At 49.7% G+C, this 22,560-nt stretch carries 20 protein-coding genes and 1 tRNA gene; 3 read left to right on the top strand and 18 right to left on the bottom strand.

The window, feature by feature from the left end; translation table 11 throughout:
* Nucleotides 1-120: 120 nt before the first annotated feature.
* Together pta and FD32_RS01540 are read right to left on the bottom strand one after the other, a co-directional pair.
* Nucleotides 121-1,092: a phosphate acetyltransferase gene (pta, locus tag FD32_RS01535; protein WP_047769363.1), complete on the bottom strand. Its 972-nt coding sequence runs from the start codon at nt 1,090-1,092 to the stop codon at nt 121-123.
* 26 nt (nt 1,093-1,118) lie between these two features.
* Nucleotides 1,119-1,841, bottom strand: coding sequence for a uracil-DNA glycosylase (locus FD32_RS01540; protein WP_047769361.1), 723 nt, complete (start codon nt 1,839-1,841; stop codon nt 1,119-1,121).
* 152 nt (nt 1,842-1,993) lie between these two features.
* Here FD32_RS01540 and FD32_RS01545 point away from each other — a divergent pair, with 152 nt between their 5' ends.
* On the top strand, nt 1,994-2,539 hold the full coding sequence (locus tag FD32_RS01545) for an LURP-one-related/scramblase family protein (RefSeq protein ID WP_047769360.1): 546 nt from the start codon (nt 1,994-1,996) through the stop codon (nt 2,537-2,539).
* A 272-nt stretch (nt 2,540-2,811) separates the two neighbouring features.
* Here the strand turns inward: FD32_RS01545 and smpB are convergent, their stop codons facing one another.
* The 11 genes from smpB to gap form a co-directional block, all read right to left on the bottom strand.
* A complete protein-coding gene (gene smpB / locus FD32_RS01550) occupies nt 2,812-3,285 on the bottom strand; it encodes an SsrA-binding protein SmpB (RefSeq protein WP_047769358.1) in 474 nt (157 codons plus the stop codon).
* Nucleotides 3,286-3,303: 18 nt separating this feature from the next.
* A complete protein-coding gene (gene rnr / locus FD32_RS01555; RefSeq protein ID WP_047769356.1) occupies nt 3,304-5,673 on the bottom strand; it encodes a ribonuclease R in 2,370 nt (789 codons plus the stop codon).
* The gene (locus FD32_RS01560) at nt 5,657-6,433 is read right to left on the bottom strand and encodes an alpha/beta hydrolase (RefSeq protein ID WP_047769354.1); all 777 of its coding nucleotides are present in this window, start codon (nt 6,431-6,433) and stop codon (nt 5,657-5,659) included. The genes rnr and FD32_RS01560 overlap by 17 nt, the downstream gene beginning before the upstream one ends.
* A gap of 68 nt (nt 6,434-6,501) precedes the next feature.
* A complete protein-coding gene (gene secG / locus FD32_RS01565; protein WP_047769351.1) occupies nt 6,502-6,741 on the bottom strand; it encodes a preprotein translocase subunit SecG in 240 nt (79 codons plus the stop codon).
* A 64-nt stretch (nt 6,742-6,805) separates the two neighbouring features.
* Nucleotides 6,806-8,347: a ClC family H(+)/Cl(-) exchange transporter gene (locus FD32_RS01570; RefSeq protein ID WP_047769349.1), complete on the bottom strand. Its 1,542-nt coding sequence runs from the start codon at nt 8,345-8,347 to the stop codon at nt 6,806-6,808.
* 117 nt (nt 8,348-8,464) lie between these two features.
* On the bottom strand, nt 8,465-9,847 hold the full coding sequence (locus FD32_RS01575; protein ID WP_047769347.1) for an amino acid permease: 1,383 nt from the start codon (nt 9,845-9,847) through the stop codon (nt 8,465-8,467).
* A 193-nt stretch (nt 9,848-10,040) separates the two neighbouring features.
* A complete protein-coding gene (ptsP, locus tag FD32_RS01580; RefSeq protein ID WP_047769346.1) occupies nt 10,041-11,765 on the bottom strand; it encodes a phosphoenolpyruvate--protein phosphotransferase in 1,725 nt (574 codons plus the stop codon).
* A 171-nt stretch (nt 11,766-11,936) separates the two neighbouring features.
* Nucleotides 11,937-13,259: a phosphopyruvate hydratase gene (gene eno / locus FD32_RS01585; RefSeq protein WP_047769344.1), complete on the bottom strand. Its 1,323-nt coding sequence runs from the start codon at nt 13,257-13,259 to the stop codon at nt 11,937-11,939.
* 88 nt (nt 13,260-13,347) lie between these two features.
* Nucleotides 13,348-14,100 carry a triose-phosphate isomerase gene (gene tpiA / locus FD32_RS01590; protein WP_047769342.1) on the bottom strand — a complete coding sequence of 251 codons (753 nt, stop codon included), beginning with the start codon at nt 14,098-14,100 and terminating at the stop codon, nt 13,348-13,350.
* A 154-nt stretch (nt 14,101-14,254) separates the two neighbouring features.
* Nucleotides 14,255-15,460 carry a phosphoglycerate kinase gene (locus tag FD32_RS01595; protein ID WP_047769340.1) on the bottom strand — a complete coding sequence of 402 codons (1,206 nt, stop codon included), beginning with the start codon at nt 15,458-15,460 and terminating at the stop codon, nt 14,255-14,257.
* Nucleotides 15,461-15,545: 85 nt separating this feature from the next.
* Nucleotides 15,546-16,559 carry a type I glyceraldehyde-3-phosphate dehydrogenase gene (gap, locus tag FD32_RS01600; RefSeq protein WP_047769338.1) on the bottom strand — a complete coding sequence of 338 codons (1,014 nt, stop codon included), beginning with the start codon at nt 16,557-16,559 and terminating at the stop codon, nt 15,546-15,548.
* 251 nt (nt 16,560-16,810) lie between these two features.
* Here gap and FD32_RS01605 point away from each other — a divergent pair.
* A tRNA-Arg gene (locus FD32_RS01605) sits at nt 16,811-16,882 on the top strand.
* A 111-nt stretch (nt 16,883-16,993) separates the two neighbouring features.
* On the opposite strand, the gene FD32_RS10400 is transcribed toward FD32_RS01605, so the two are convergent.
* Nucleotides 16,994-17,125: a hypothetical protein gene (locus FD32_RS10400; protein WP_261313294.1), complete on the bottom strand. Its 132-nt coding sequence runs from the start codon at nt 17,123-17,125 to the stop codon at nt 16,994-16,996.
* A gap of 644 nt (nt 17,126-17,769) precedes the next feature.
* On the opposite strand from FD32_RS10400, the gene clpP reads away from it, so the two are divergent.
* A complete protein-coding gene (clpP, locus tag FD32_RS01610; RefSeq protein ID WP_047769336.1) occupies nt 17,770-18,363 on the top strand; it encodes an ATP-dependent Clp endopeptidase proteolytic subunit ClpP in 594 nt (197 codons plus the stop codon).
* A 67-nt stretch (nt 18,364-18,430) separates the two neighbouring features.
* Here clpP and FD32_RS01615 read toward each other — a convergent pair whose 3' ends face one another.
* From FD32_RS01615 to FD32_RS01630, 4 genes are read right to left on the bottom strand one after another with little or no spacing between them, the layout of a single operon-like run.
* A complete protein-coding gene (locus tag FD32_RS01615) occupies nt 18,431-19,084 on the bottom strand; it encodes a histidine phosphatase family protein (protein WP_047769334.1) in 654 nt (217 codons plus the stop codon).
* 24 nt (nt 19,085-19,108) lie between these two features.
* Nucleotides 19,109-19,975: a class II fructose-1,6-bisphosphate aldolase gene (gene fba / locus FD32_RS01620; protein WP_047769332.1), complete on the bottom strand. Its 867-nt coding sequence runs from the start codon at nt 19,973-19,975 to the stop codon at nt 19,109-19,111.
* Nucleotides 19,976-19,991: 16 nt separating this feature from the next.
* Entirely contained in the window at nt 19,992-20,765 is a 774-nt protein-coding gene (gene tpiA / locus FD32_RS01625; RefSeq protein ID WP_047769329.1) for a triose-phosphate isomerase, read from the bottom strand.
* A gap of 15 nt (nt 20,766-20,780) precedes the next feature.
* On the bottom strand, nt 20,781-22,556 hold the full coding sequence (locus tag FD32_RS01630) for a right-handed parallel beta-helix repeat-containing protein (protein WP_047769327.1): 1,776 nt from the start codon (nt 22,554-22,556) through the stop codon (nt 20,781-20,783).
* Nucleotides 22,557-22,560: the final 4 nt, after the last annotated feature.

The raw sequence follows: 22,560 nt of genomic DNA on the forward strand, positions 1-22,560 counted from the left end.
ATTATTGCTGTTTATTATTGTAGCTTATCAGCGACTGGAAAACAAAAGCTGGATTGACGTGTTCAGCCAACCCAGCTTTACTTTTAAATTTTCAACGCTAGCACGTGCGCCGTGACGATTTTATGCCCGTGCAGCGGTAATCAAGGCAACGTCGTAAACGTCGTCTTCGTTGCATCCCCGTGAAAGGTCCGCGATTGGGGCGTTCAGGCCTTGCAGAATTGGGCCCACTGCCGTGAAGCCACCAAACCGTTGGGCAATCTTGTAGCCGATGTTACCAGCTTCCAGGCTTGGGAATACGAAGACATTGGCGTGACCAGCAACCTTAGAGTCTGGGGCCTTCAGTTCACCAACTTCGGGAACAAAGGCCGCATCAAATTGAAGTTCACCATCAGCCGGCAGGTCCGGTGCCATTTTGTGAACCTTCTTCGTTGCCTCGGCAACCTTAGTGACCATGTCACCCTTAGCAGAGCCCTTCGTGGAGAAACTCAGCAGGGCAACCTTAGGGTCAATGCCAAAGAGCTTAGCAGTATCAGCACTTTGCACAGCGACTTCGGCCATGGTCGGGGCATCCAGTTCAATGTTGATGGCACAGTCAGCAAAGATGTAACGCTGGTCGCCCTTGATCATCAGGAAGGCCCCACTAATCCGGTGGGCACCAGGCTTGGTCTTAACAATTTGTAAAGCTGGACGGACTGTTGAACCAGTGGAGTGAACGGCACCAGATACCATCCCGTCAGCCTTACCCATATAAACGAGCATGGTCCCGAAGTACGAAACGTCCTTGAGCATTTCCGTAACTTGTTCAGGAGTGTTCTTGCCCTTCCGCCGTTCAAGCAGTGCATCAAACATTGCCTTCTTGTCTTCTTCGGGGTATTCAGCGGGGCCCAGAATGCTTAAAGCAGAAATGTCCCAGCCGTTGTCCTTGGCGGTCTTTTCAATGTCTGCCCGCTTACCAAGCAGGATTGGCTTGATCAAGCCGTCGTTTTGCAGACGAACAGCAGCACCGAGGACCCGCTTGTCTTCACCTTCTGGGAACACAATCGTCTTGTTTTGTCCCTTAACCTTGGCAGCAATTTCATCAAATAATTCCATTATGCAAGTACCTCCTCAATTGATCCTTAAGCATTTTTTGGCAACTGATTAGTTGTCCCTTCATCCGCCACCGGATTTTCCGGCAGCTGCCAATCAATTGGCTGTTCTCCCATTGCGCGAAGTGCTTCGTTGGTCTTTGAAAACGGCCGTGAGCCAAAGAAACCACGGTTAGCAGACAGCGGACTTGGGTGGGCTGATTCGAGAATAATATTGGTATTCGTGTTAATCAGCTTCTTCTTGTCCCGGGCTGCCCGCCCCCACAGGATAAACACCACGGGCTTCGGGCGCTCAGACAATGCATGGATTGCCGCATCCGTCAGCTTTTCCCAGCCGTGTCCCCGGTGAGAAAAGGCCTGTCCCGCCCGCACGGTCAAAACCGAGTTAAGCAGGAGAACGCCCTGGTCAGCCCAGTGCTTTAGGTAGCCATGGTTCACGGGCTTAAAACCCACATCACTCTGCAATTCCTTATAGATATTTTGCAAAGATGGTGGAACCGCCACTCCTGGTAATACTGAGAAACTGCATCCGTGTGCCTGGTGGGGGCCATGGTAAGGGTCCTGCCCCAGAATAACCACCTTCACCTTACTAAAGGGAGTCCACTCAAACGCCTCAAAGATATGATGCATTTCCGGATAAATTGTCCGGTGGGTGTACTCCTCCTTTAAGAAGTCATGAAGCTGTGAATAGTATGAACTTTCGAACTGGGGCTCAAGGACTGGCCACCAGTCATTGTGGATTAATTGTCTCATCAGTATTATGCACCTCGTCTTTTATTCTATCATATCTAAATAGGTGGTAACAGTGCTATTGGAAACGCTTTTTTTGTAATTAGATTATTAGGCATTTATTGGGCAAACTGGTAAAATAGGTTTAATAACTAATTGAGGATGGTGGTGAGTTCGTGCGTAAGTTGTACCTTCGTGATCATTCAACCGACTTGCACGGGACAACGGTAGTTCGTGATGACCAGGGACGGTCCTGTTACCTCCTGGCCGGTAAGTGGGGAATGCACCACGACGTTTTGTCGTTATACGCCATTAATGGTGAGTTACTGGCGGAGGTCAAGCAGCTTTCCCTTGGCCTCTTGCCAAAGTTTGGCCTGTACGAGCACCGCCAGCGGGTGGGGACCGTTGGTAAGTCCTTCGGTTTTGTCCGTCAGGTTGTTTATATCCGGGGACTTAATTGGATTATCGTCGGGTCCCCCCTGAGTAACCGTTACCGGGTCTTTGGCGCCGGTAAACTGGTCTTTGCCTTTAAGCCGGTCCAATTTTCCGGTTCCTATTGCCACGAGCTCCGGGTCACGAGGAAAGAAGATGAGCCCCTGGCCATCCTGGTTGCCAGTGTCCTCGACCACTGGGCCCGTGGCGGTCAGTTTGACGTCAATAAGGTCCAATTCAAAAACCGATCCCTCTCCGATAGTTTTGGGATGGGGTACCGGCTTAAATAAGTTCATAATACTCAGAAGCTGGGAAAAAAGCATCAGAGTGCGCCTTTGGCTAGTATAGGACAATCATTGGCACGGAACGGGCCAATGATTGTCCATAATCAATGGACTTGCTTCGCGGCGCTAGACACTAGGAGCACGCTTCGACGCAGAGCAAGCCTATTTGGTTTTTCCGCGATTACTGTGTAATATTCGAAGAACTAAAAGTTTAATAAAAGAACCGTCTTCAATCCTGACCGGCTTTTTTTGGTCAGTCCTTGAAGACGGTTTTCATTTTAGTAGTGCTTCATTACCCGTTCAATCTCACGGTTTTGCTCACGGCGTTTAATTGCTTCCCGCTTATCATATTGGTGCTTACCTTTGGCAACGCCCATCAAGACCTTGGCATAGCCATGCTTGATGTACATCTTGAGGGGGATCAGGGTGACCCCCTTGTCCTGTAGCGCCCCCATTAGGCGGTGAATCTCTTTCTTATGAAGAAGGAGCTTCCGGTTACGGAGCGGGTCTTGGTTAAAGATGTTCCCGTTGTCGTATTCACTAATATGAACATTCATCAACCAGGCCTCGCCGTTTTTTATCTGGGCAAAGCCATCCTTGAGGTTAACTCGGTGGGCCCGGACAGACTTAATCTCCGTCCCGGTCAGCACCAGCCCTGCCTCAACCGTGTCCGTCACAAAATAGTCGTGACGGGCCTTTTTATTTTGGGCAATCAAGTTGTCATTATTCTTTTGTTGGGATCTTTTTGCCATTTTATCCCTCCGTTAATTTTAATGGCGCCGCCCTTGTGAATGGTGGTCGCGTGAATTATTGTGGTGACGCGTTTGCCCCCGGTTAATCTGCCGGTTATTAACGTGCCCATTGTGCTGGTTATGATCATGGCGCTTAACGTGACCATGGTTGCCCCGCCGCCGGTTCCGGTTTCCGCGACGACGGTTGTCGTGTTCGTGGGGAACCCGAATCTTGGTCTTCGGTGCGTCCTGCGGGTTAACCAGCTCAAAGTCGATTTCCCGCAGGTCCTTGTCAACCCGCAGTAACTTAACCTTTACCGGTTGACCGATTTGGAAGATCCGGTGGGTCTTGCGCCCAATCAAAGCCATGTGTTTTTCGGAGTATTCATAGTAGTCATCCGTCATCACGCTAATGTGGATGAGTCCTTCAACGGTGTTTTCCAGTTGAACAAAGAGGCCGAACTTCATGACGGAGCTGACCACGGCATCGAAGGTTTCACCAACATGGTCTTCCATGTACTCAGCCTTCTTCATGCTGTCGACATCCCGCTCGGTGTCAATTCCCCGCCGCTCGGTGACGGACGTGTGTTCAGCAATCTCTGGCAACTTATCGCGCCAAGCAGCCTTGGCCTTTTCACCCTTACCGTGTTGGGCATACCACTTTATCAGCCGGTGAACCGTGTCATCCGGGTACCGCCGAATTGGCGACGTAAAGTGGGTGTAATACTTAGCGCCCAGGCCAAAGTGCCCCAGTTCCTCGTCAGAGTACTTGGCCTGTTGCATACTCCGCAGCATCGTTACCTGAACCATCTGCTCTTCCGGCTTTCCGGCAACGTCTTTCAGGACGTTTTGCAGCATCTTGGGCTTAACATTGTTCACGTCACCATGGACGTTGATCCCAAAGACACTCAAGAAGTCAACAAACGACTTAATCCGGTCCTTATCCGGGGCCTCGTGGATTCGGTAAAGGAAGGGAACGTGCTCATCAAAGTAGTGGTGGGCAACCGTTTCATTGGCCGCCAACATGAATGATTCAATCATCCGTTCAGCCAGTCCCCGTTCACGGAGCTGGATGTCAATTGGGTGCCCCTTATCATCAACAATAATCTTTGCTTCCGGCGCTTCAAAGTCAATTGCCCCCCGCCGTTTCCGATTCTTCAAAAGAATCTTGTGAAGTTCTGCCATGGTTTCAAACATTGGCACGAGGTCCTTGTAGCGGTTAATTGTCTTTTGGTCATGGGCTTCCAGGATCCGGTTAACGGCCTTGTAGGTCATCCGGGCATGAGATTTCATGACACTGGGGAAAATGCGGTGCTTAACAATCTTCCCTTGGTCGTTGATTTCCATTTCACAACTCATTGAGAGCCGCTCTTCACCCGGGTTTAAGGAACAAATACCATTGGACAGGCGCTTCGGCAGCATCGGGACGACCCGGTCCGTCAGGTAAACCGATGTCCCCCGATTGAAGGCTTCCTTGTCGAGCGGGGTCCCCGGTTGAACATAGTGGCTGACGTCCGCAATATGAACCCCAAGGTGGTAGTTACCGTTATCAAGCTTCCAAGCAACGACAGCATCGTCCAAATCCTTGGACTCAATGGCATCAATGGTTACCAGGGGCTGGTTGGTAATGTCCTTGCGCCCCTTCTTTTCTTCGGGCAGAACGTGCAACGGAATTTTATTTGCCTGCTCCATTGCTTCCTTAGGAAATTCATGGGGAACATCATGAGCATAGATAACCGAGAGAATATCAATTCCCGGTTCATCCTTGTTCCCGATTACCTCTGTAACGGCCCCGGTGAGGACCTGGGGTGACTCGTCGTCGGGATAGGTCTCAACGGTCGCGGTCACGACCTCGCCGTCCATGGGCTTGAGACCCTTGTCAGTGACAAAGAAGCGGAACTGACTTAGTTTCTTATCCTTCAAGAGGATCTCACCGATGTAGTTACCAACGGTTTCCTGCTTGAATTCACCCACGACCCGTTCGTAGTTGTGTTCCAGGATCTTGGTAACCATTGCTTCTGGGCCCTGGCCCGCTGCGGGGTCACCGGCCTTCAAGGCCTTGACTTCCACCTGGTCGCCATTAAGGGCATGCAAGGTGTGGTCGGGATTAATAAACATGTCAGGCAAGTCGGGGTCGTATTCTACGAAGCCGAAGCCCTTGTCGTTTCCATGGAACGTCCCCGTAATCGGTTCTTGTTTAATAACCGCCTCAAACTCGCCCTTATCGGTTACCCGGACCTTCTTATCCCGTTCAAGCTGGGCAAGGGTCTGGACGATTGGCGTGAATTGCTCGGCATTATCCATATCGAGCGCGTGCGCAATCCGCTCAGCGGAGTAACTGATTCCGGCGTTCTTCGTCAGGAAATCGAGAATATTGTCTTTTAATTTCGTCTTATTGTTGATTGTCATTTGTTACCTCAAATAAATTATTCAAATAGTTTTCAACGTCGCTAAAGAGCTGACGGTGTGCTGAATTTACGGTTAGTAAGTGGGTGGCATCCGGATAGTAGTGAAAGTCAACTGGTGTCCCCTGGGCAAGTAAACGGTCACGGAGCTGGGCCCCTGAATTGGGGTCAATCATTTCGTCCTTACCGCCCTGGGCAATAAAAAACGGCCGGTGAATCCGGTTAAGGTTGACGGCCAGTTGACGGGCAAGCTTTTTAATATCATTGAGCTGGGCGGGTAACCGCTCATTAAGACATGCTAACCGTTCACTAATCAATTCCGGCTCTGTATGTACCCGCCGGTAGTACTTTTCGGCGAGTGTCGGAAAATATTGGGGAACATTTGAATCTCCCCAGGTTGTTATTGGTGAGGCAAAAACACCCCCACCAAGTAAGGACGGGTCCTCTTCTAAGGCCCACGTTGCCAGTAGGCCCCCTAGTGAAAGGCCAAAGATGGCAATCTGGTCCACCCCCGTGTCCCGCAGGTGGAAAATAGCCATCCGGGTATCATCCTGCCAGTCAGCCGGGCTCCCCTTTTTGAGGATCTCGCGGGGATCGCCCCCGTGTCCCGTAAAAAGTGGTGCACAGACCGTGTAGCCAGCCCAGTTAAGCTGCCGACCAAGCATCCGGACGTCGTTGCTATTACCCGTGTAGGCATGCAGCAGGATCACTCCCTTCTTCCCGCTGTGCGGAAAGAAGAAGGTTTCACCAGTATAGGTCTTCATCTCACCATCCCCACTTCTTAATAAAAAGGCCCCCTGAAACTGCTCCAGGAGGCACAAACTTAGAAAACCTAATGTGACGATACGTAAACTAAGGCAAGCGCCAAGATGAAGAAAAGTGCCCCACAGATTGTGGTCACAATTTGCATGACGGCTTCAAATCCCCGGGCCTTGCGCCGGGAGAAAAGATCACCGGCACCACCAGTCAAGGCAGACATCGCATCGTTATCGTTTTTAGCTGGTTGCATCATTACACATGCAATCATGATTACACATACAATTAAAAAGATTGTCATTAAAGTATTATACAAGGATCTTCCTCCTAATTTATACCGGCTATATCTCTAATATCATATCATATTACAACCGTGATTTCTATACATTCGCATAGTGCGCCGCCCGGCTGATCCGTTTATAGGCCTGGTTATTATTTGTTTGGACGGCGTGAACGATGATTGTGTCACCGGCAGCAAGAACCGTCTGGCCATTCGGAATAATCCGCTCTTCACCCCGGTAGATGGTCGTGACGATACTCGAGTACGGCCAAACAAAGTCGGCAATTTTCTTACCGTCCAGGCTGGATCCCGCGTAAATCGTCACTGACATCTCAACCTCGTGTTGAACAGCAGGGGTGTGCTTACCGATAAAGTTATTGAACATTGCGGTATAAACCGGCTCCCCATGAAGGCCATCAACAACCAGGTAAGCGACCATGGCCACGATTGCCAGGGGCATCAGGTGGGCCAGTGAGCCAACCATTTCCGTAATCAGCAAAATGGCGGTAAAGGGGGCCTTACTGATGCAGGCAAAGTAACCAGCCATCGCGTAAATAATAAAGTTCGGTAGGTAGCGAACCGGCAGCAAGCCCAAGCGAACCATCAAAGCACAGTAGACGGCCCCCAGTACAGCTCCCAGGGTCAGGATCGGTAAAAAGATTCCCCCGGGAAGCTGTGAGCTATAACTAATCATTGAAAAGACAAAGCGGAGGACGAAAAGTCCGACAAATAGGCTCAACGAAAACGGGAGGTTGGTCAGCCCGGTGATCAGCTGGTTCCCCCCACCCAGGGTGAGCGGGAAGTACCAGGCAACCGGCATGACTAACAGAAACGGTAATACGGGATACGCGTAAGGGGGAACCCACTTCAGCTTCCCGGTCCACTTATCAAGGTTCAAAATGATCACCTGGTAGAAACGCCCTAACAGGCCCAGTACCAGGCCAAGGACGACCAGCTGCCAATAGAGGCCCGTCGGTAGCATGTGGTGATAGGGCACCGCTAATACCGGCCGCAAGCCAAAGAAGGTCATCGACACCATGTTGGAGCACAGGGAACTGACAAAGGTCGCCAGCCAAATCAAAGGCGAAAAGTTGTGGTAAACCTCCTCCAAGATAAAGATCGTGCTGGCAATCGGGGCGTTAAAGGCAGCGGCCAAACCGGCAGCGGCCCCACTGGCAATCCCCAGCTGGCGGTTTAGCTTGCCAGCGTGGAAGCTCTCGGCCAACCCCTGGCCAACTGCGGCCCCGAGTTGGATTGACGGTCCTTCCCGACCGAGGTAGAGCCCGGACCCAATCGCCAGGATTCCCCCGATGAACTTTCGCCAGAGGACCGGCCACCATTTTTCGTCAAACTGACTAGTCAACTGCCCCTCAATCTGCGGAATCCCGGACCCCTTGATATTCGGGTAACGTTGGGTCATGATTCCCAGGATTAGAGCCAAAATCACGGAAGCCAGTGCCCACCAAATCAGCCCCGTTGGGTGGTGGTGAAAGTAGCGGAAACTAACCGTGACAAAGCCCAGCAAGTGTTGGATGGATAGGCGAAAGACGCTAACCACGAGGCCCGTCAAAAGGCCAATTAAGATGGCGCGCAAAACCTGGACGAGCTGGTTATGACGATGAATAAATTCTCCTCTGTTCATAAATAGGTCCTTTCAGAATAAGCTAAAGGATATTGTACTACAAAAGCGGCCAAGTGCCACGCCCCCGCAAATAAAAAAGAGCACCGTCATTATACTAGTGCTCCTTAGTCTAAATTTTTAAGCCTTTTCCCGGCTCAAGCCATGCCGCAAGAGGTAAATCAGGACTGCCAGGATGAGAACCACTGCCCCCACAATGACCGATACCCGGGTATCCGGGTTGATGAACATGAAGACCACAATGACGATCAACATGATAAAGGCGAAGTAGTTCGAGAATGGGTATAGTGGCAGTTTAAAGGGGTGGTCCGTCATCAAGTCGGGGTTGTTGTGCCGGAAGCGCAGTTCCGCCAGCAGGATGACAAACCACGGAATCATCCCCGGAAGAACGGATGAACTGAAGACAATCACGAACATGTCTGCCGTGGACTTGCTGTAGATGGACGCAATGATGTCAATGATAAAGCCAATCAGGATCCCACCAGAAATTCCTAGGATAGCGGCATCCGGAACGACCCGCTTGGAAAGACGACCAAAGATGCTTGGCGCATCCCCTTCGTGGGCCAGCTTAAAGAGCATTCGGCTGGAGCTGTAGATTCCTGAGTTAGCTCCCGAGAGCGCCGCCGTCAGCACAACAAAGTTAATAATGGAAGCAGCCGCGGTAATTCCCACCTTGGCAAAGGTAGAAACGAATGGTGAACCAACGCTGCTCAGCTTGTTCCACGGGTAAATTGTGACAATTACGAAAATTGCCCCAATGTAGAAAATCAGGATCCGGAACAAGACGGACTTAACGGACTTAACAATTGCCTTTTGGGGGTTGGCAACTTCACCAGCGGAAATCCCCAACAGTTCGATTCCTTCGTATGAGCCAACAATGATTGACATGGAGAAGAAGAACCCGCTCACCCCACCGGTGAAGAAGCCACCGTGGGACCAGAGGTTGCTGAAGCCAGTTGGTCTGCCACCGTTACCGAAGCCAAAGAAAATTACCAAGAAGCCGAGGATAATCATAAAGATGATTGTGATCACCTTGATCATCGCAAACCAGAACTCCAGTGAACCATAGGCCTTTGCACTGGCAAGGTTGGCTAAAACCAAGAAAACAATAATGACAATTCCGGCAATCCAGGTGTGCATGTGTGGCCACCAGTATTTAAGGTATTCCGTGGCGGCCACCACTTCCGACATCCCAACGACAATGTATTCGAAGACGTTCGCCCACTTGGCGATGTAACCGGCTAAGGGGTGAACGTACTCGGTTGCGTAATCGGCAAATGACCCGGTCCCGGGGTTGATATAAATCATCTCGCCGAGTGCCCGCATCACGATATACAAGATTAAACCAACAAAGGCATACGCCAGCAGAACAGACGGTCCCGTCCACTTGATTGTGGAAGTGGCCCCCATAAACAGGCCGACCCCGATGGCACCACCAAGTGAAATCATTTCCATTTGGCCGGCAGTCATCGACCGACGCAACTTTGGTGCTGAATTCTTCATACTAATCGATTCCCTTCCGTAATCACTTAACAGTTACAAAGTATATTATAGTTTCCCGTGATTTTCTATATTTTTCTCATCATTTTTTAACTTATTAGGAGAAATTTCAGCTATCACTTTATTAAAAAAAGAAAACAGCTGGTGAAACTAATTTAAATTAGCTTCACTAGCTGTAATTATCATTTTTATTCGCCTAGTTGTTGGCCAGCCGGTCACGGACCAGCTGCTCAACTTCCTCATTGGTGACGCAGTTATTAACCGCCTCATTAACCAGGTCACTGCACTTCTGTGTATCGAGTTTACTCATCATCATCCGGGTCCGGAGAATTGAGGAAGCGGACATGGAGTATTCGTCCAGTCCCATCCCCATTAACAATGGCAGTGCCAGACGGTCACCAGCCATCTCACCACACATCGCGACCTTGGTATTGTGACGGTGACCGGCGTCGATCACGTGTTGAATTACCCCTAAAAAAGCTGGATTAAGTGGCTGGTAGAGGTCTGCCACCGCATCGTTTCCCCGGTCGGCAGCAAAGCTATACTGGATCAGGTCATTCGTCCCGATGCTAAAAAAGTCAACTTCCTTTGCAAACTGGTCGGCATTGATTGCCGCTAGCGGAACCTCAATCATCATTCCCAACTTGATGTCGTCACCGAGTCCCGGCTGGTCCGCCTGGAGCTCTGACCGGCACTCATTGAAGATCTTTTCTGCCGCCCGCAGTTCAGCAATCGTTCCAATCATCGGGAACATGATGGAGAGGGGCCCAAACTGGGACGCCCGGATCAGGGCCCGTAGTTGGGTTTTAAACATATCGGGATGCTTGAGGCTAATCCGGATGGCCCGGTAGCCCAAGAAGGGGTTCATCTCCCGTGGTAGAGGAAGGTATGGCAATGGCTTGTCGCCCCCAATATCAAGGGTCCGCACCACAACGGGTTTGCCCCCCATTCCGGTCACCGCTTGACGGTATGCAGTAAACTGCTCTTCTTCGGTGGGCATATGGTCACTCCCCATGTAGAGGAATTCCGACCGGAAGAGGCCAACCCCATCGGCCCCCTGCCGGGTAGCATCTGCGACATCATCAGGGTTACCAATGTTCGCCTCAATGGCGAAGCGCTGGCCGTTTTTCGAGACGGACGGGGCGTTAACCAGCTGGGCCCAGTTTTGCCGCTCTTCTGTTAATTCGTGGGCCTTATCCCGGTAGCTCGTGACCTTATCCTGGGTTGGTTCGACAAAGGCCACCCCGCGGAGACCATCAACGACCATTAGTTGGCCATCCCGGGTTAACTCGGCCGCGTGCTCTGTCCCGACCACCGCTGGGATCCGCAGTGTCCGGGCCATGATTGCGGCGTGGCTTGTCCGGCCACCAACATCCGTGACGATCCCCTTAATAAATTTCTTATCCATCTGCGAAGTATCAGAGGGGGTCACTTCATGAGCGACAAGGATTACCGGATGATTGATTGTTGAAATGTCCGGGAGCTTCTTGCCCATCAAGTTGGCCATGGCTCGTTTAGCAACGTCCTTAACGTCACCAGCCCGTTCCTTAAAGTAAGGGTCGGTCATCTGGACCATGGTCTGGGCAAAGCGGCTAGTTACCTGGTCAACCGCCTCTTCGGCGCACAGTTGTTGCTGGTCAATCAGCTGCTTGACCTGGCCCAGTAGCTCGGGGTCCGCAAGAATAGCAATATGGGCATCGAATACTTGGAGGTCTTCGTCAGAGAGTCTTCCGCGGGCGTTTTTCTTAATGCGCCGTAATTCATCGGTGGATTCGTTAAATGCCTGTAACACCCGCTTGTATTCTGTCAGGGTATTATTGACCCGCCGCTTTTGGTAATGTAGGTCAGGTTCCACCAGGCGGTAAACTGGGGCAATCCCGATTCCCTCGCTGGCAGCAATTCCCTTAATCTCTTTGGCCATATTTCTCCTCCTCTGTTGGTCTTAATGACCATTCCCTAACATTATAGCGCAGGTCAGGGTAAAACGAAGCGGTTTCATCAATTTTATCCGCACGTTTTTAAAATACAATAGGTCCCCTCCCCGGTAAAATTCCCGGGATGGGGACCTATTCAATGGTTAATTATTATTAAATTAACGGTTTTCGATGTCTTGACGAGCTTGTTCACTCAGGTTGTAGAAGGAGTGAATGCCCTTGTATTGAGCAACATCGCCAAGGTTGTCTTCGATCCGCATCAATTGGTTGTACTTAGCAAGACGGTCAGTCCGGCTCATGGAACCAGTCTTAATTTGGCCGGCGTTAGTAGCAACAACCAGGTCAGCAATCGTGGTATCTTCAGTTTCACCAGAACGGTGGGAAACGATGGCCGTGTAGCCGGCTTCCTTAGCCATTTCGATAGCTTCAACAGTCTCAGTCAAAGTACCGATTTGGTTCAGCTTGATCAGGATGGAGTTAGCAGCGCCCATCTTAATACCCTTCTTCAGGTAGTCCGTGTTGGTTACGAAGAAGTCATCACCAACTAATTGAACCTTCTTACCAAGTTCCTTGGTCAGGGTTACCCAGTCATCCCAGTTGTTTTCGTCAATTGGGTCTTCGACAGAAACGATTGGGTACTTTTCAATGATACCGGACAGGTACTTGATCCATTCTTCAGTGGTGTATTCTTCACCAGTGGACCAACGAAGCTTGTACTTCTTGGTGTCGTCGTCCCACAGTTCAGAAGCAGCCACGTCAAAGGCAATGGCAATGTCCTTACCTGGCTTGTAACCGGCATCCTTGATAGCCTTGATCAGGTATTCGAATGGTTCAGCGTTGTTAGCAAAGTCAGGAGCAAATCCACCTTCGTCACCAACAGAGGTTACCTTACCAGCGTCTTCCAATTCCTTCTTCAGGGCGTGGAAAGTTTCGGAGCCCCAACGAATGGCTTCACGAACAGTTGGTGCACCAACTGGCATGATCATGAATTCTTGGAAGTCAACCTTGTTATCGGAGTGGGCACCACCGTTGATAACGTTCATCATTGGTGTTGGCAATACGTGCGCATTGAAACCACCAAGGTAGTTGTAAAGAGGTACTTGCAATTCATCAGCAGCGGCCCGTGCAGCAGCTAATGAAACGGCCAAGATAGCGTTGGCACCAAGCTTACCCTTGTTAGGAGTACCGTCTAACTTAATCATTGCCTTGTCGATGGCGATTTGGTCAGTAACTTCCATCCCCACGATTTCCTTAGCAATGATGTCGTTAACATTAGCAACGGCCTTCAGTACACCCTTGCCGCCAAAACGGTTCTTGTCGCCGTCACGAAGTTCAACAGCTTCGTGTTCACCAGTGGAAGCACCTGATGGAACAATTCCACGGCCAACACCGCCAGCTTCAGTGTAAACTTCAGCTTCAACGGTTGGGTTACCACGTGAATCAAGAACTTCACGTGCATAAATATCTGTAATAAGTGACATTTGATGAATCTCTCCTCTGTCTTAAATTCGATAGCTATCGCGCTACTTCATTAACATTGTATTATTTTGCACAACTAAAAACAAGCATTTAATGGTTAACTATTTCTAAAAAAGTTTTCGCGTCCAGGCTATCCGCACCGACCAGGACACCGTCAATGTCGGCGGTTGCCATCAGCGCGCTAGTGTTTTCAGGAGTGACACTTCCCCCATAAAGGATCCGGACGTCATCGGCCACCGCATCACCGTACATGTCGCTGATCGTTTGGCGAATCAGGTAGCAGCCCTCCTCCGCCTGGTCAGGATCGGCACTCTGGCCACTACCAATTGCCCAGCTGGGCTCATAGGCAACGGTAACTTTACGAATGTCGTTGGGGCTTAACCCCTTTAAGTCGGCAAGGATCCGACCGACAACCCAATGGACCTTGTCGTCCTTGGCAATTCGCCTTCCCATTGTGTCATCACAGCAGACAATCGGGCAGAGGCCATTGTCAAGGGCCGCTTTCACCTTTTTATTAATCAACTCATCGTCTTCATGGAAGTACTTCCGGCGCTCAGAGTGGCCAAGGATAACGTGGTGAATTCCGGCCTGGTAAAGGGCAAAGGGACTTGTCTCCCCTGTATAGGCGCCGGCATTCTTGTAGAAGCAGTTTTCAGCCATCAACTTCAGTGGCGAGCCAGCTGCGGCATGCATCATTGGCATCAGGCACAGGGTCGGTGCCGCCAGGGCCGTTTGCAACTGGGCAGCGGGCGGCAGCTGATCCTTAATCTCTTTAACGAACGCAACGGCCTCATCAACGGTTTTGTTCATTTTCCAGTTACCGGCAATAATCGGAATACGCATAAAATTCCCCCTATTTAATGGATGGTCAGCCCCTGGGCAGCGGGCCCCCGCTTTACCATTGTTAATTACACAAACGGGTCCCACCGCTTTTGCATCAGCGATGGAACCCCGTTTATCAACCTAAGCGACCAGTGCGGCCCCTTAGTCTAGTCAATTATTTTTCAGAAATTGCGGCAATTCCTGGCAAAGTCTTCCCTTCGAGGTAGGTCAGTGAAGCACCACCACCAGTGGAAATGTGGGTCAACTTGTCAGCAACACCCAATTGCTTTACGGCAGCGGTGGAGTCCCCACCACCGACAATGGTGGTTGCGTCATCCAGGGTACCAAGGAACTTACCGATTTCCAGTGTTCCCTTAGCAAAGTTAGGCATTTCGAAGACACCCATTGGGCCGTTCCAAACAACCGTCTTAGCGTCCTTCAAAACGTCTTCGTACTGCTTGATCGTCTTAGGACCAATGTCAAGGGCCATCCAACCATCGTCAATGTCGCCTTCAACAACCTTGGTGTCGGCGTCGTTGTTGAACTTGTCAGCGACAACGTTATCGATTGGCAGTACCAGCTTGTCGCCAGCCTTGTCCAGGATTTCCTTAGCAACGTCAATCTTGTCCTTTTCAACTAAGGAGTTACCAATCTTAATTCCCTTGGCAGCGTAGAAGGTGTAAGCCATCCCACCACCGATGATGATCTTGTCCGCCTTGTCCAGCAGGTGGTCAATAACACCAATCTTGTCGGAAACCTTGGCACCACCGAGGATGGCAACGAATGGACGTTGTGGGTTGTCGACAGCGTCACCTAAGAACTTGATTTCCTTTTCCATCAGGTAACCAGCAGCAGCCTTACCAGGCATGTTAGTGGCAATTCCGACGTTGGAAGCGTGCTTCCGGTGGGCAGTACCAAAGGCATCGTTGATGAAGACGTCACCGAGAGAAGCCCAGTACTTGCCTAATTCAGGGTCGTTACCGGATTCGCGCTTGACGTATTCGCCATCCTTAACATCTTCGTAACGGGTGTTTTGAACCAGCAGAACATCACCATTGTTCATGTTGTTAATGGCATCTTCGAGTTGCTTACCTTCAGTTACGGGAACAAAGGTAACCGGCTTGTTCAGCAGGTTGGAAAGCCGTTCAGCAACTGGACGCATTGACAGACCTGGCTTGTCTTCTTCCTTCTTAACCCGACCTAAGTGGGAGAAAAGGATTGCCCGACCGCCGTGTTCAATGACGTACTTGATCGTTGGCAAAGCAGCTACGATCCGGTTGTCGTCGCCAACAACGCCATCCTTGATTGGCACGTTAAAGTCAACACGCATTAATACTTTTTTACCTTCTAATGGTAAATCTTCAACAGTAAGTTTAGCCATGTTTATTAGCTCCTCCTTTAAGAAAAAAAGTGGTTGGAGTTTCCTCCTCCCACCTTTTGTTTAGTACTTTTAGCTAAATGTCGGATTAGAGTTCAGCAAAGTGAAGCAGGGTCCGAATCATGTTGCTAGTAAAGCCGTTTTCGTTGTCGTACCATGCAACGGTCTTAACTAATTGAGTACCATCTTCGCCTTCCATAATTTCAGTTTGAGATGGGTCAAATACAGAACCGAAGGTAGAACCAATGATATCACTAGATACGATTGGGTCTTCAGTGTAACCGTAAGCAGGGTTGTTCTTAGTAGCTTCCTTCATAGCGTCGTTAACTTGGTCAACAGTGACCTTCTTGTTCAGAACAGAAACAAGTTCAGTCAAAGAACCAGTAGGAACGGCAACACGTTGTGCGTGACCAGAAAGCTTACCGTTCAATTCAGGGATAACCAGGCCGATAGCCTTAGCAGCACCACTTGAGTGAGGAATAGTGTTAATAGCTGCGGCACGGTTGTTACGGAACTTCTTACCACGTGGTTGGTCAAGAACAGCTTGGCTACCAGTGTAAGCGTGGATAGTAGTCATAGTACCAACCTTGATACCGAAGTTCTTGTTAAGGAAGTATGCCATTGGAGCAAGGCAACTAGTCGTGCAAGAACCAGCTGAAACGATCTTGTCGTCAGCAGTAAGGGTGTCCAGGTTAACACCAGGAACAACAGTTGGGATGTTACCAGCAGGTGCGGAAATCAGAACACGCTTTGCGCCGGCATCCAAGTGAGCTTGTGACTTTTCTGCAGAAGTGTAGAAACCAGTACATTCAAGGACAAAGTCAACACCGTCGTTCTTTACCCAAGGGATGTTACGTGCGTCACGTTCTGCGTATACAGGGTATTCCTTACCGTCAACAACGATACCCTTGTCAGTGGATGAAACTTCACCATTGAACCGACCTTGGGTAGAGTCGTACTTGAGTAAGTAAGCCAACATTTCTGGTGAAGTCAAGTCGTTGATAGCAACAACTTCGATGTCATCAGTGTTGAGTTCGTGAATACGACGGAATGCTAAACGACCGATACGGCCGAAACCATTAATACCAATTTTTACAGTCATACTGCAAATTCCTCCTTTAGGAAAAACATAATAAGTGTCTCATCTAACGAAATTAGTGGTTGAAATCACCACCACATTTCGTCAAACAAGGTACAAAACCTTACGCTCTTAATAATACTCATCTTGTTTGGAATTGTCTATTCAATCACCTCAGAAATTTGCTTTTTTCTTGTGAAAACGTTATCTTGATTAAAAAATTCAAATAATACTTGCAATTTAATATGTGATGGGATATTATAATATTCGTTGACGCGCCCTTAGTGTAATGGATCGCACGTGAGATTCCGGTTCTCGAGATCCGAGTTCGACTCTCGGGGGGCGCATTTTTTATTTAAGAAAAGCTGACGGGAATAATTTCCCGCCAGCTTTTTTGTTTTGCAAAAGGTAAACAAAAAAGGCAGCACGCCAAAACGTGCTGCCTTTTTATAGTAAGATTACTTTTCTTCAGCTGGCTTTTCCTTAGCCCACTTACGAATAGCTTCAATCTTCTTTTCTTTTAATGCTCGCTTGTACTTAGGAGCAACTGGGCGACGGCCTTGTACGCCGTATGGGTGTGCTTTACGCATAGCTATATGCCTCCTTATTGTGTTCGTAAATGAATTAACGTTCCAATTATACCGGGCTGCAGTATAAAAAGCAAGTCCTGGTGAAATTATGACCCCTAGTAGTAAATTTTCTCTTCAGTAAACATTAATTTTTCAGCAACGGCAACCCTTACCAGACAATGCTTCAACCAGGTTGCCTAGACCAATTTAGAAAATGATTCCAAAAATATTGATATATTAAGCATTGTAAATCAGACCAATTTAGTGTACTATTCTAAATGAACTTAAAGAGCGAACAAAAATAACTAACTGCTCCAGGAGGATTTTATTATGACTAACACTAATGAATTAAATGTTTTTGTAACCACCACTGATTGGAAGGCCCTTGACCACCAAAGTGCGAACGCCGAATTGAACCTGTTATGCGCTGATATCAATAAGGACTAATAAAGATCAGCAGCTGGCCCGCGTTGGCCAGCTTTTTTTATTATCATTTGGTAAAGGACGACCATCTTTCTTCCTTATTATGGGTAAAGATGGCATAATATTAGCGGTCAGCATAAATAGGTGGCAAATTATTTGACCTTTTTTGACCAATCGAGTATAGTATTAATATCAGTTAGCAACTGTTGCTAACGAGTGCTAATTAACAAGGAGGCCACAATATGAACTTAGTTCCAACTGTCATTGAGCAGTCTTCACGTGGCGAACGTGCCTATGATATCTACTCACGGCTTCTGAAGGACCGGATCATCATGCTTTCTGGTCCAATCGAAGACGACATGGCAAACTCAATTGTTGCGCAGCTCCTCTTCTTGGATGCGCAAGACTCAACTAAAGACATTTACTTATACATTAACTCACCTGGTGGTGTTGTTACTTCCGGAATGGCCATCTACGACACGATGAACTTCATCAAGTCAGATGTGCAAACGATCGTTATCGGGATGGCGGCTTCAATGGCCAGTGTACTGGTTTCATCCGGAACAAAGGGTAAGCGGTTTGGCTTACCACACTCCCAAGTCTTGATTCACCAACCATCTGGTGGTGCTCAAGGTCAACAAACTGAAATTGAAATTGCGGCAACCGAAATTCTGAAGACCCGGAAGATGATTAACGGCATCTTGGCAAAGAATTCTGGTCAACCAATTGAAAAGATCAACCGTGATACCGAACGTGACCACTACTTAACTGCTCAAGAAGCGGTTGACTACGGTCTGCTTGACGGAATCATGGAAAACAACTCCAGCTTGAAGTAATCTGATTACTAAACTGGAAAAGATAAGCGGGAAGGAAATCTGAAAAGGTTTCCTTCCCGCTTTTTTATTATATTGCGAACTGATTATAGCCCGCCACGCATGCGTTATGGTCTTCGATAATTAACTTCATTAAGGCCCCGTTAGCGGGGTTTTCGTACTGGTCCCGATCACCAAACACCGTTGCCAGGTACTGGATGATTGAACCATGACTGGCGACAACGACATTACTGTCTGGCGGTAAAGACGCGAAGAGATCGAGCATCTGCCCTACCCGGTGGTCCAATTCGGCACTATCCTCCGCCAGATGGGCCGGGTCGGCCTGCTTGAGAAGATCATGGGCCTTCTTGACCCCAAACTCATCCACTAAATCACCAATCCGGCGGAACCGTTTGCCGCCGAGGTAACTGGCCCAAATTGCCCCCTCTTCATTACTGTGCCCTTCGAATGACCCGTAGAAGACCTCCCGAAAGCATTTTTTCTGCGTTGGGTGACTGATATTAGGGAATTTAAGCTGGTCAATTATGATTTGGGCGGTGTCAATCGCCCGCTTCAAATCACTGGAAAAGAAGTAGTCAATCTTCAATGGTGCCAGCACCTTGGCGATTTTGACCGCGTCATCGTGTCCCTTAGCGGTCAATGGGGTATCTGACCACCCCTGGAGCCGGGCAAAGCGATTAAAGTAGGTCTCCCCGTGTCGAATAAAATATACAGTTGTTGCCATCGTTATTCTTCCTCCACAAGTTGATTAAGCGACCGCGGGGGTCCCCAGCCACTCGATCATTTCCTTCATCTTATTGGTAATTGCTTCCGTCCCCGGTAAGAGCAACTTCCGCGGGTCATATCCCTTGTGGTCCTTGTCAAGGTCGCGGGCCGCCTCAATATAGGCCCGGGTGGCATCTTGAAAGGCCAACTGGAACTCAGTGTTGATATTCACCTTTGCAATTCCCATTGAAATTGCCTTTTGAACCTGTTCCTTGGGGATTCCTGAGCCGCCATGCAGGACAAGGGGGATGTCAACAGCATCCGCAATGGCAGCGAGGCGGTTAAAGTCCAGCCCCCGCCAGCCAGCGGGATAGATTCCATGGATATTACCAATCCCACACGCCAGCTTATCAACCCCCAGGTCAGCAAACGCCCGGGCATCCTCTACTGAGGCCAGTTCCCCACTGTTGGTGTCCTGGTTCTCACCAACCTTACCAATCTCGGCCTCGACGGAAATTCCTCGCTGGTGGGCTGCATGGACAACCTCCTTTGTCCGCGCATAGTTCTCCTTTACTGGTAACTTATGTCCATCATACATCACTGAGGAATAACCGAGTTCAATACATTTCATGGCCGCGTCATAGTCACCGTGATCAAGGTTCAAAATTACCGGGACCGTAATGTCCATCGCGTCCATCTGGTCGGCAACCATGTCACGGACAAACTTAAAGCCACCCATGTACTTTGCCGCCCCCATGGATACCTGGACCAGGACGGGCGTCTTAGTTTCGTTTGCGGCTCGTAAAATTGCCCGGGTCCACTCCAAATTATTTATATTGTAGGCCCCTACCGCGTAGTGCTTTGCCCGGGCGTCCGCAAAAATCTTGTTACCATTATCAAAGTATGCCATTATGTTATTTCCTTTCTTACATCACATTTGTAACTGGTTGTTGCCAGTTCACCATTTCCAAGAAGTCATCAGGCCGCAAACTAGCACGACCAATCAGAGCGCCATCCACGTCCGGTTGGGCCATGATGGTACCAATATTTTGTGGGTTTACGCTTCCCCCGTAAAGAATCCGCACCTGGTCAGCGAGCAGGCTACCATATAAGTTAGCAACGGTTTGCCGAATCCGATGACAGCCCTGCTGAGCAACTTTGGGATTCGCGGTTTGGCTGCTTCCGACTGCCCAACTCGGTTCATAGGAAAGGACAATCTTTTGCAGGTGGGCCGGGTCCACGCCCTTTAATACCCCCTTCAGCTGGTCAAAAACGTAGTGAATTTCCCCGTTGACCTCCGCCTGGACCATCTTGTCATCAGTGCAGATAATTGGGGTGATTCCCGTCGTCAGCGCTGACCGGACCTTCTGGTTGATAATCTGGTTGTCCTCATGAAACAAGCGCCGGCGTTCCAAGTGCCCCAGCATGACATAGGATGCCCCAGCATCTGCCAAGGAACGGGCACTGATTTCGCCTGTATACGGTCCCGCCAGTTCACTGGCAGCATTCTGGGCAATGATTTGGAGGCTGGTACCCTGGGCGGTCTGTTTCATGCTCGACAGGGCTACCGCCTGGGCCGCAATCCCCACTTCTTCATCTGCCACTTGGGGGAGGGCCGCCTTAATCTGGTTAATAAAGGCGACTGATTCTTCAATGTTCTTATGCATTTTCCAGTTTGCGATAATAAATGGTTTGCGCATTTTGTTCTCCTTCAGTTAGGCCATTGCCCGAAACAGGCAGGACGTGTATTCAGCCTTACGGTCTAAAGGACCTGGGGTTACCCGGTAGCCTTCCCGGTGGTGGCCAGCGAAGTCAGTATCAATGGTCCGCGCTGACTTCTGGCCCGCCATGGTGAGAAGGCGGCAACTGTCTTCGGTTAACGCTTGACTTAGGTCGCCCTTTAAGAAGAAGCCCCGCCGCCGGTTCTCAACCACCAGTTTGACCGGCCGCGTAGCACCAACAAAGCAGTTCCCCTCCTTGTTGGCATTGAGCCGGACCAGTTGGTTATCTCGGGTGGCGAAGAACTCATTTGGTCCTTCTGCTTGCCTCAGCTTTTCATGGTGTTGATCGGCCTGTTTACCAATCAGTGCCTTCATCGCCGAACGCAACTCCTTCTTAACAAAGAGATTGTTGTAAAAGTAGGAGGTCAACTTATTTTGCACGTCCCCCTGGTTGATACGGTGGTAAAGCGGGTCACCGGCCTGCTCAGCCTGGTTGGACTGCCAGGCAACTCGTCCGTTAATAAGGTTGTGCGTCAGCAGGATTTCATAACTTTCCAGGCGAAGGGCACAGTCTGACAGGAGGAAGTTATTATCAATGGTCGTCAGCCCCACCGAATTTTCTACCTGAATATCCTCACCCAAGCGGGCCAGCAGGTCCTGCTGATTCTTGTTGGTTAGTTTGAAGTTACCGGGTAGGCTGTTGTTGTACATCAGGTTCCGACTAATCTGCGTCTTTTCTACCCGGCCGCCCAGCCAGATTCCCCGTGTGCAATCGTGGATGCAGTTCCGCAGGATCTGGGCACCAATTGCCGGAAGCAGGTTAATGGCGCTGACAGTTTCGCCAACAAGGTTGAAGCGGGTATTGATGCGGAAGAAGTGGTTATGTTCAATCGCTGGTGCTGGGTTACCGTCAACGCCCAGGACCCCGGCTTGGCCGCAGTCAAAGATCCGGTTGTTCTTAATGTAATGCTTAATCGGGTGACCCTTCAGCTCCTCATCAGCTGGCACTACTGGGTAGCGTCCGAGTGAGATCCCGGCACACTTAGCGTGGGAAATGTTGCAGTTCAAGATCTTCCAGCCTTGGGCATGGTTAGTCCCAACAACCGCCTTGTTGTAGTCGGCCCCGGCCCACTGACTGGCTGCCTTGGTCAAGGTGAAGCCGGAGAGTACCAAAAAGTCAACCTGTGCTTGCTGGGGGTAGAAACAGGTCTCACGGAAGGTTACCTCCACGTTTGACCGGTTGGGGTCCTTCCCCTGGAAGTTGGCATAGATGACCGTCGTGTTCATCTTCTGGTCCTGACATGTGTACCAAACATACTGACGGTCTGGATTTTGGTCGATTGCGCCCATCTGCGGTGCCTTAACTTTAGCTAGGCTATCGACCTCGTAAAGGGCCCGGTTGTTCAAGAAGACTTCCCCGGTATGTTGGAAGTCACTATCTGTCTGAACATGGATCGTGTAGGGGTTATACTTACCGAAACGCTGGTTAGCAATCACGGTCCGCCAAACATCGACCCCGACCGGTTCCCAGTCGTCAACCTTTTCGGCACCAGTGATAATCGTTAAGTTCTGCTTCACCGCTTGGTAAAGGATAGGCTTATCCTTAGTCCCCGCAAAATGCGGATCAACGCTTTCCCGGTAAACACCGGGCATTACCTTAACGAGGTCTCCGGGACGGGCAATGGCAGCTGCTTCCTGGATGCGTTTGAATGGTAATTGCTTGGTTCCATTTCCATCGTGTTCAGCATGAGCATCAACATAAATTTGCATTTTT

This window comes from Limosilactobacillus panis DSM 6035, assembly GCF_001435935.1.
GTDB classification, from domain to species: domain Bacteria; phylum Bacillota; class Bacilli; order Lactobacillales; family Lactobacillaceae; genus Limosilactobacillus; species Limosilactobacillus panis.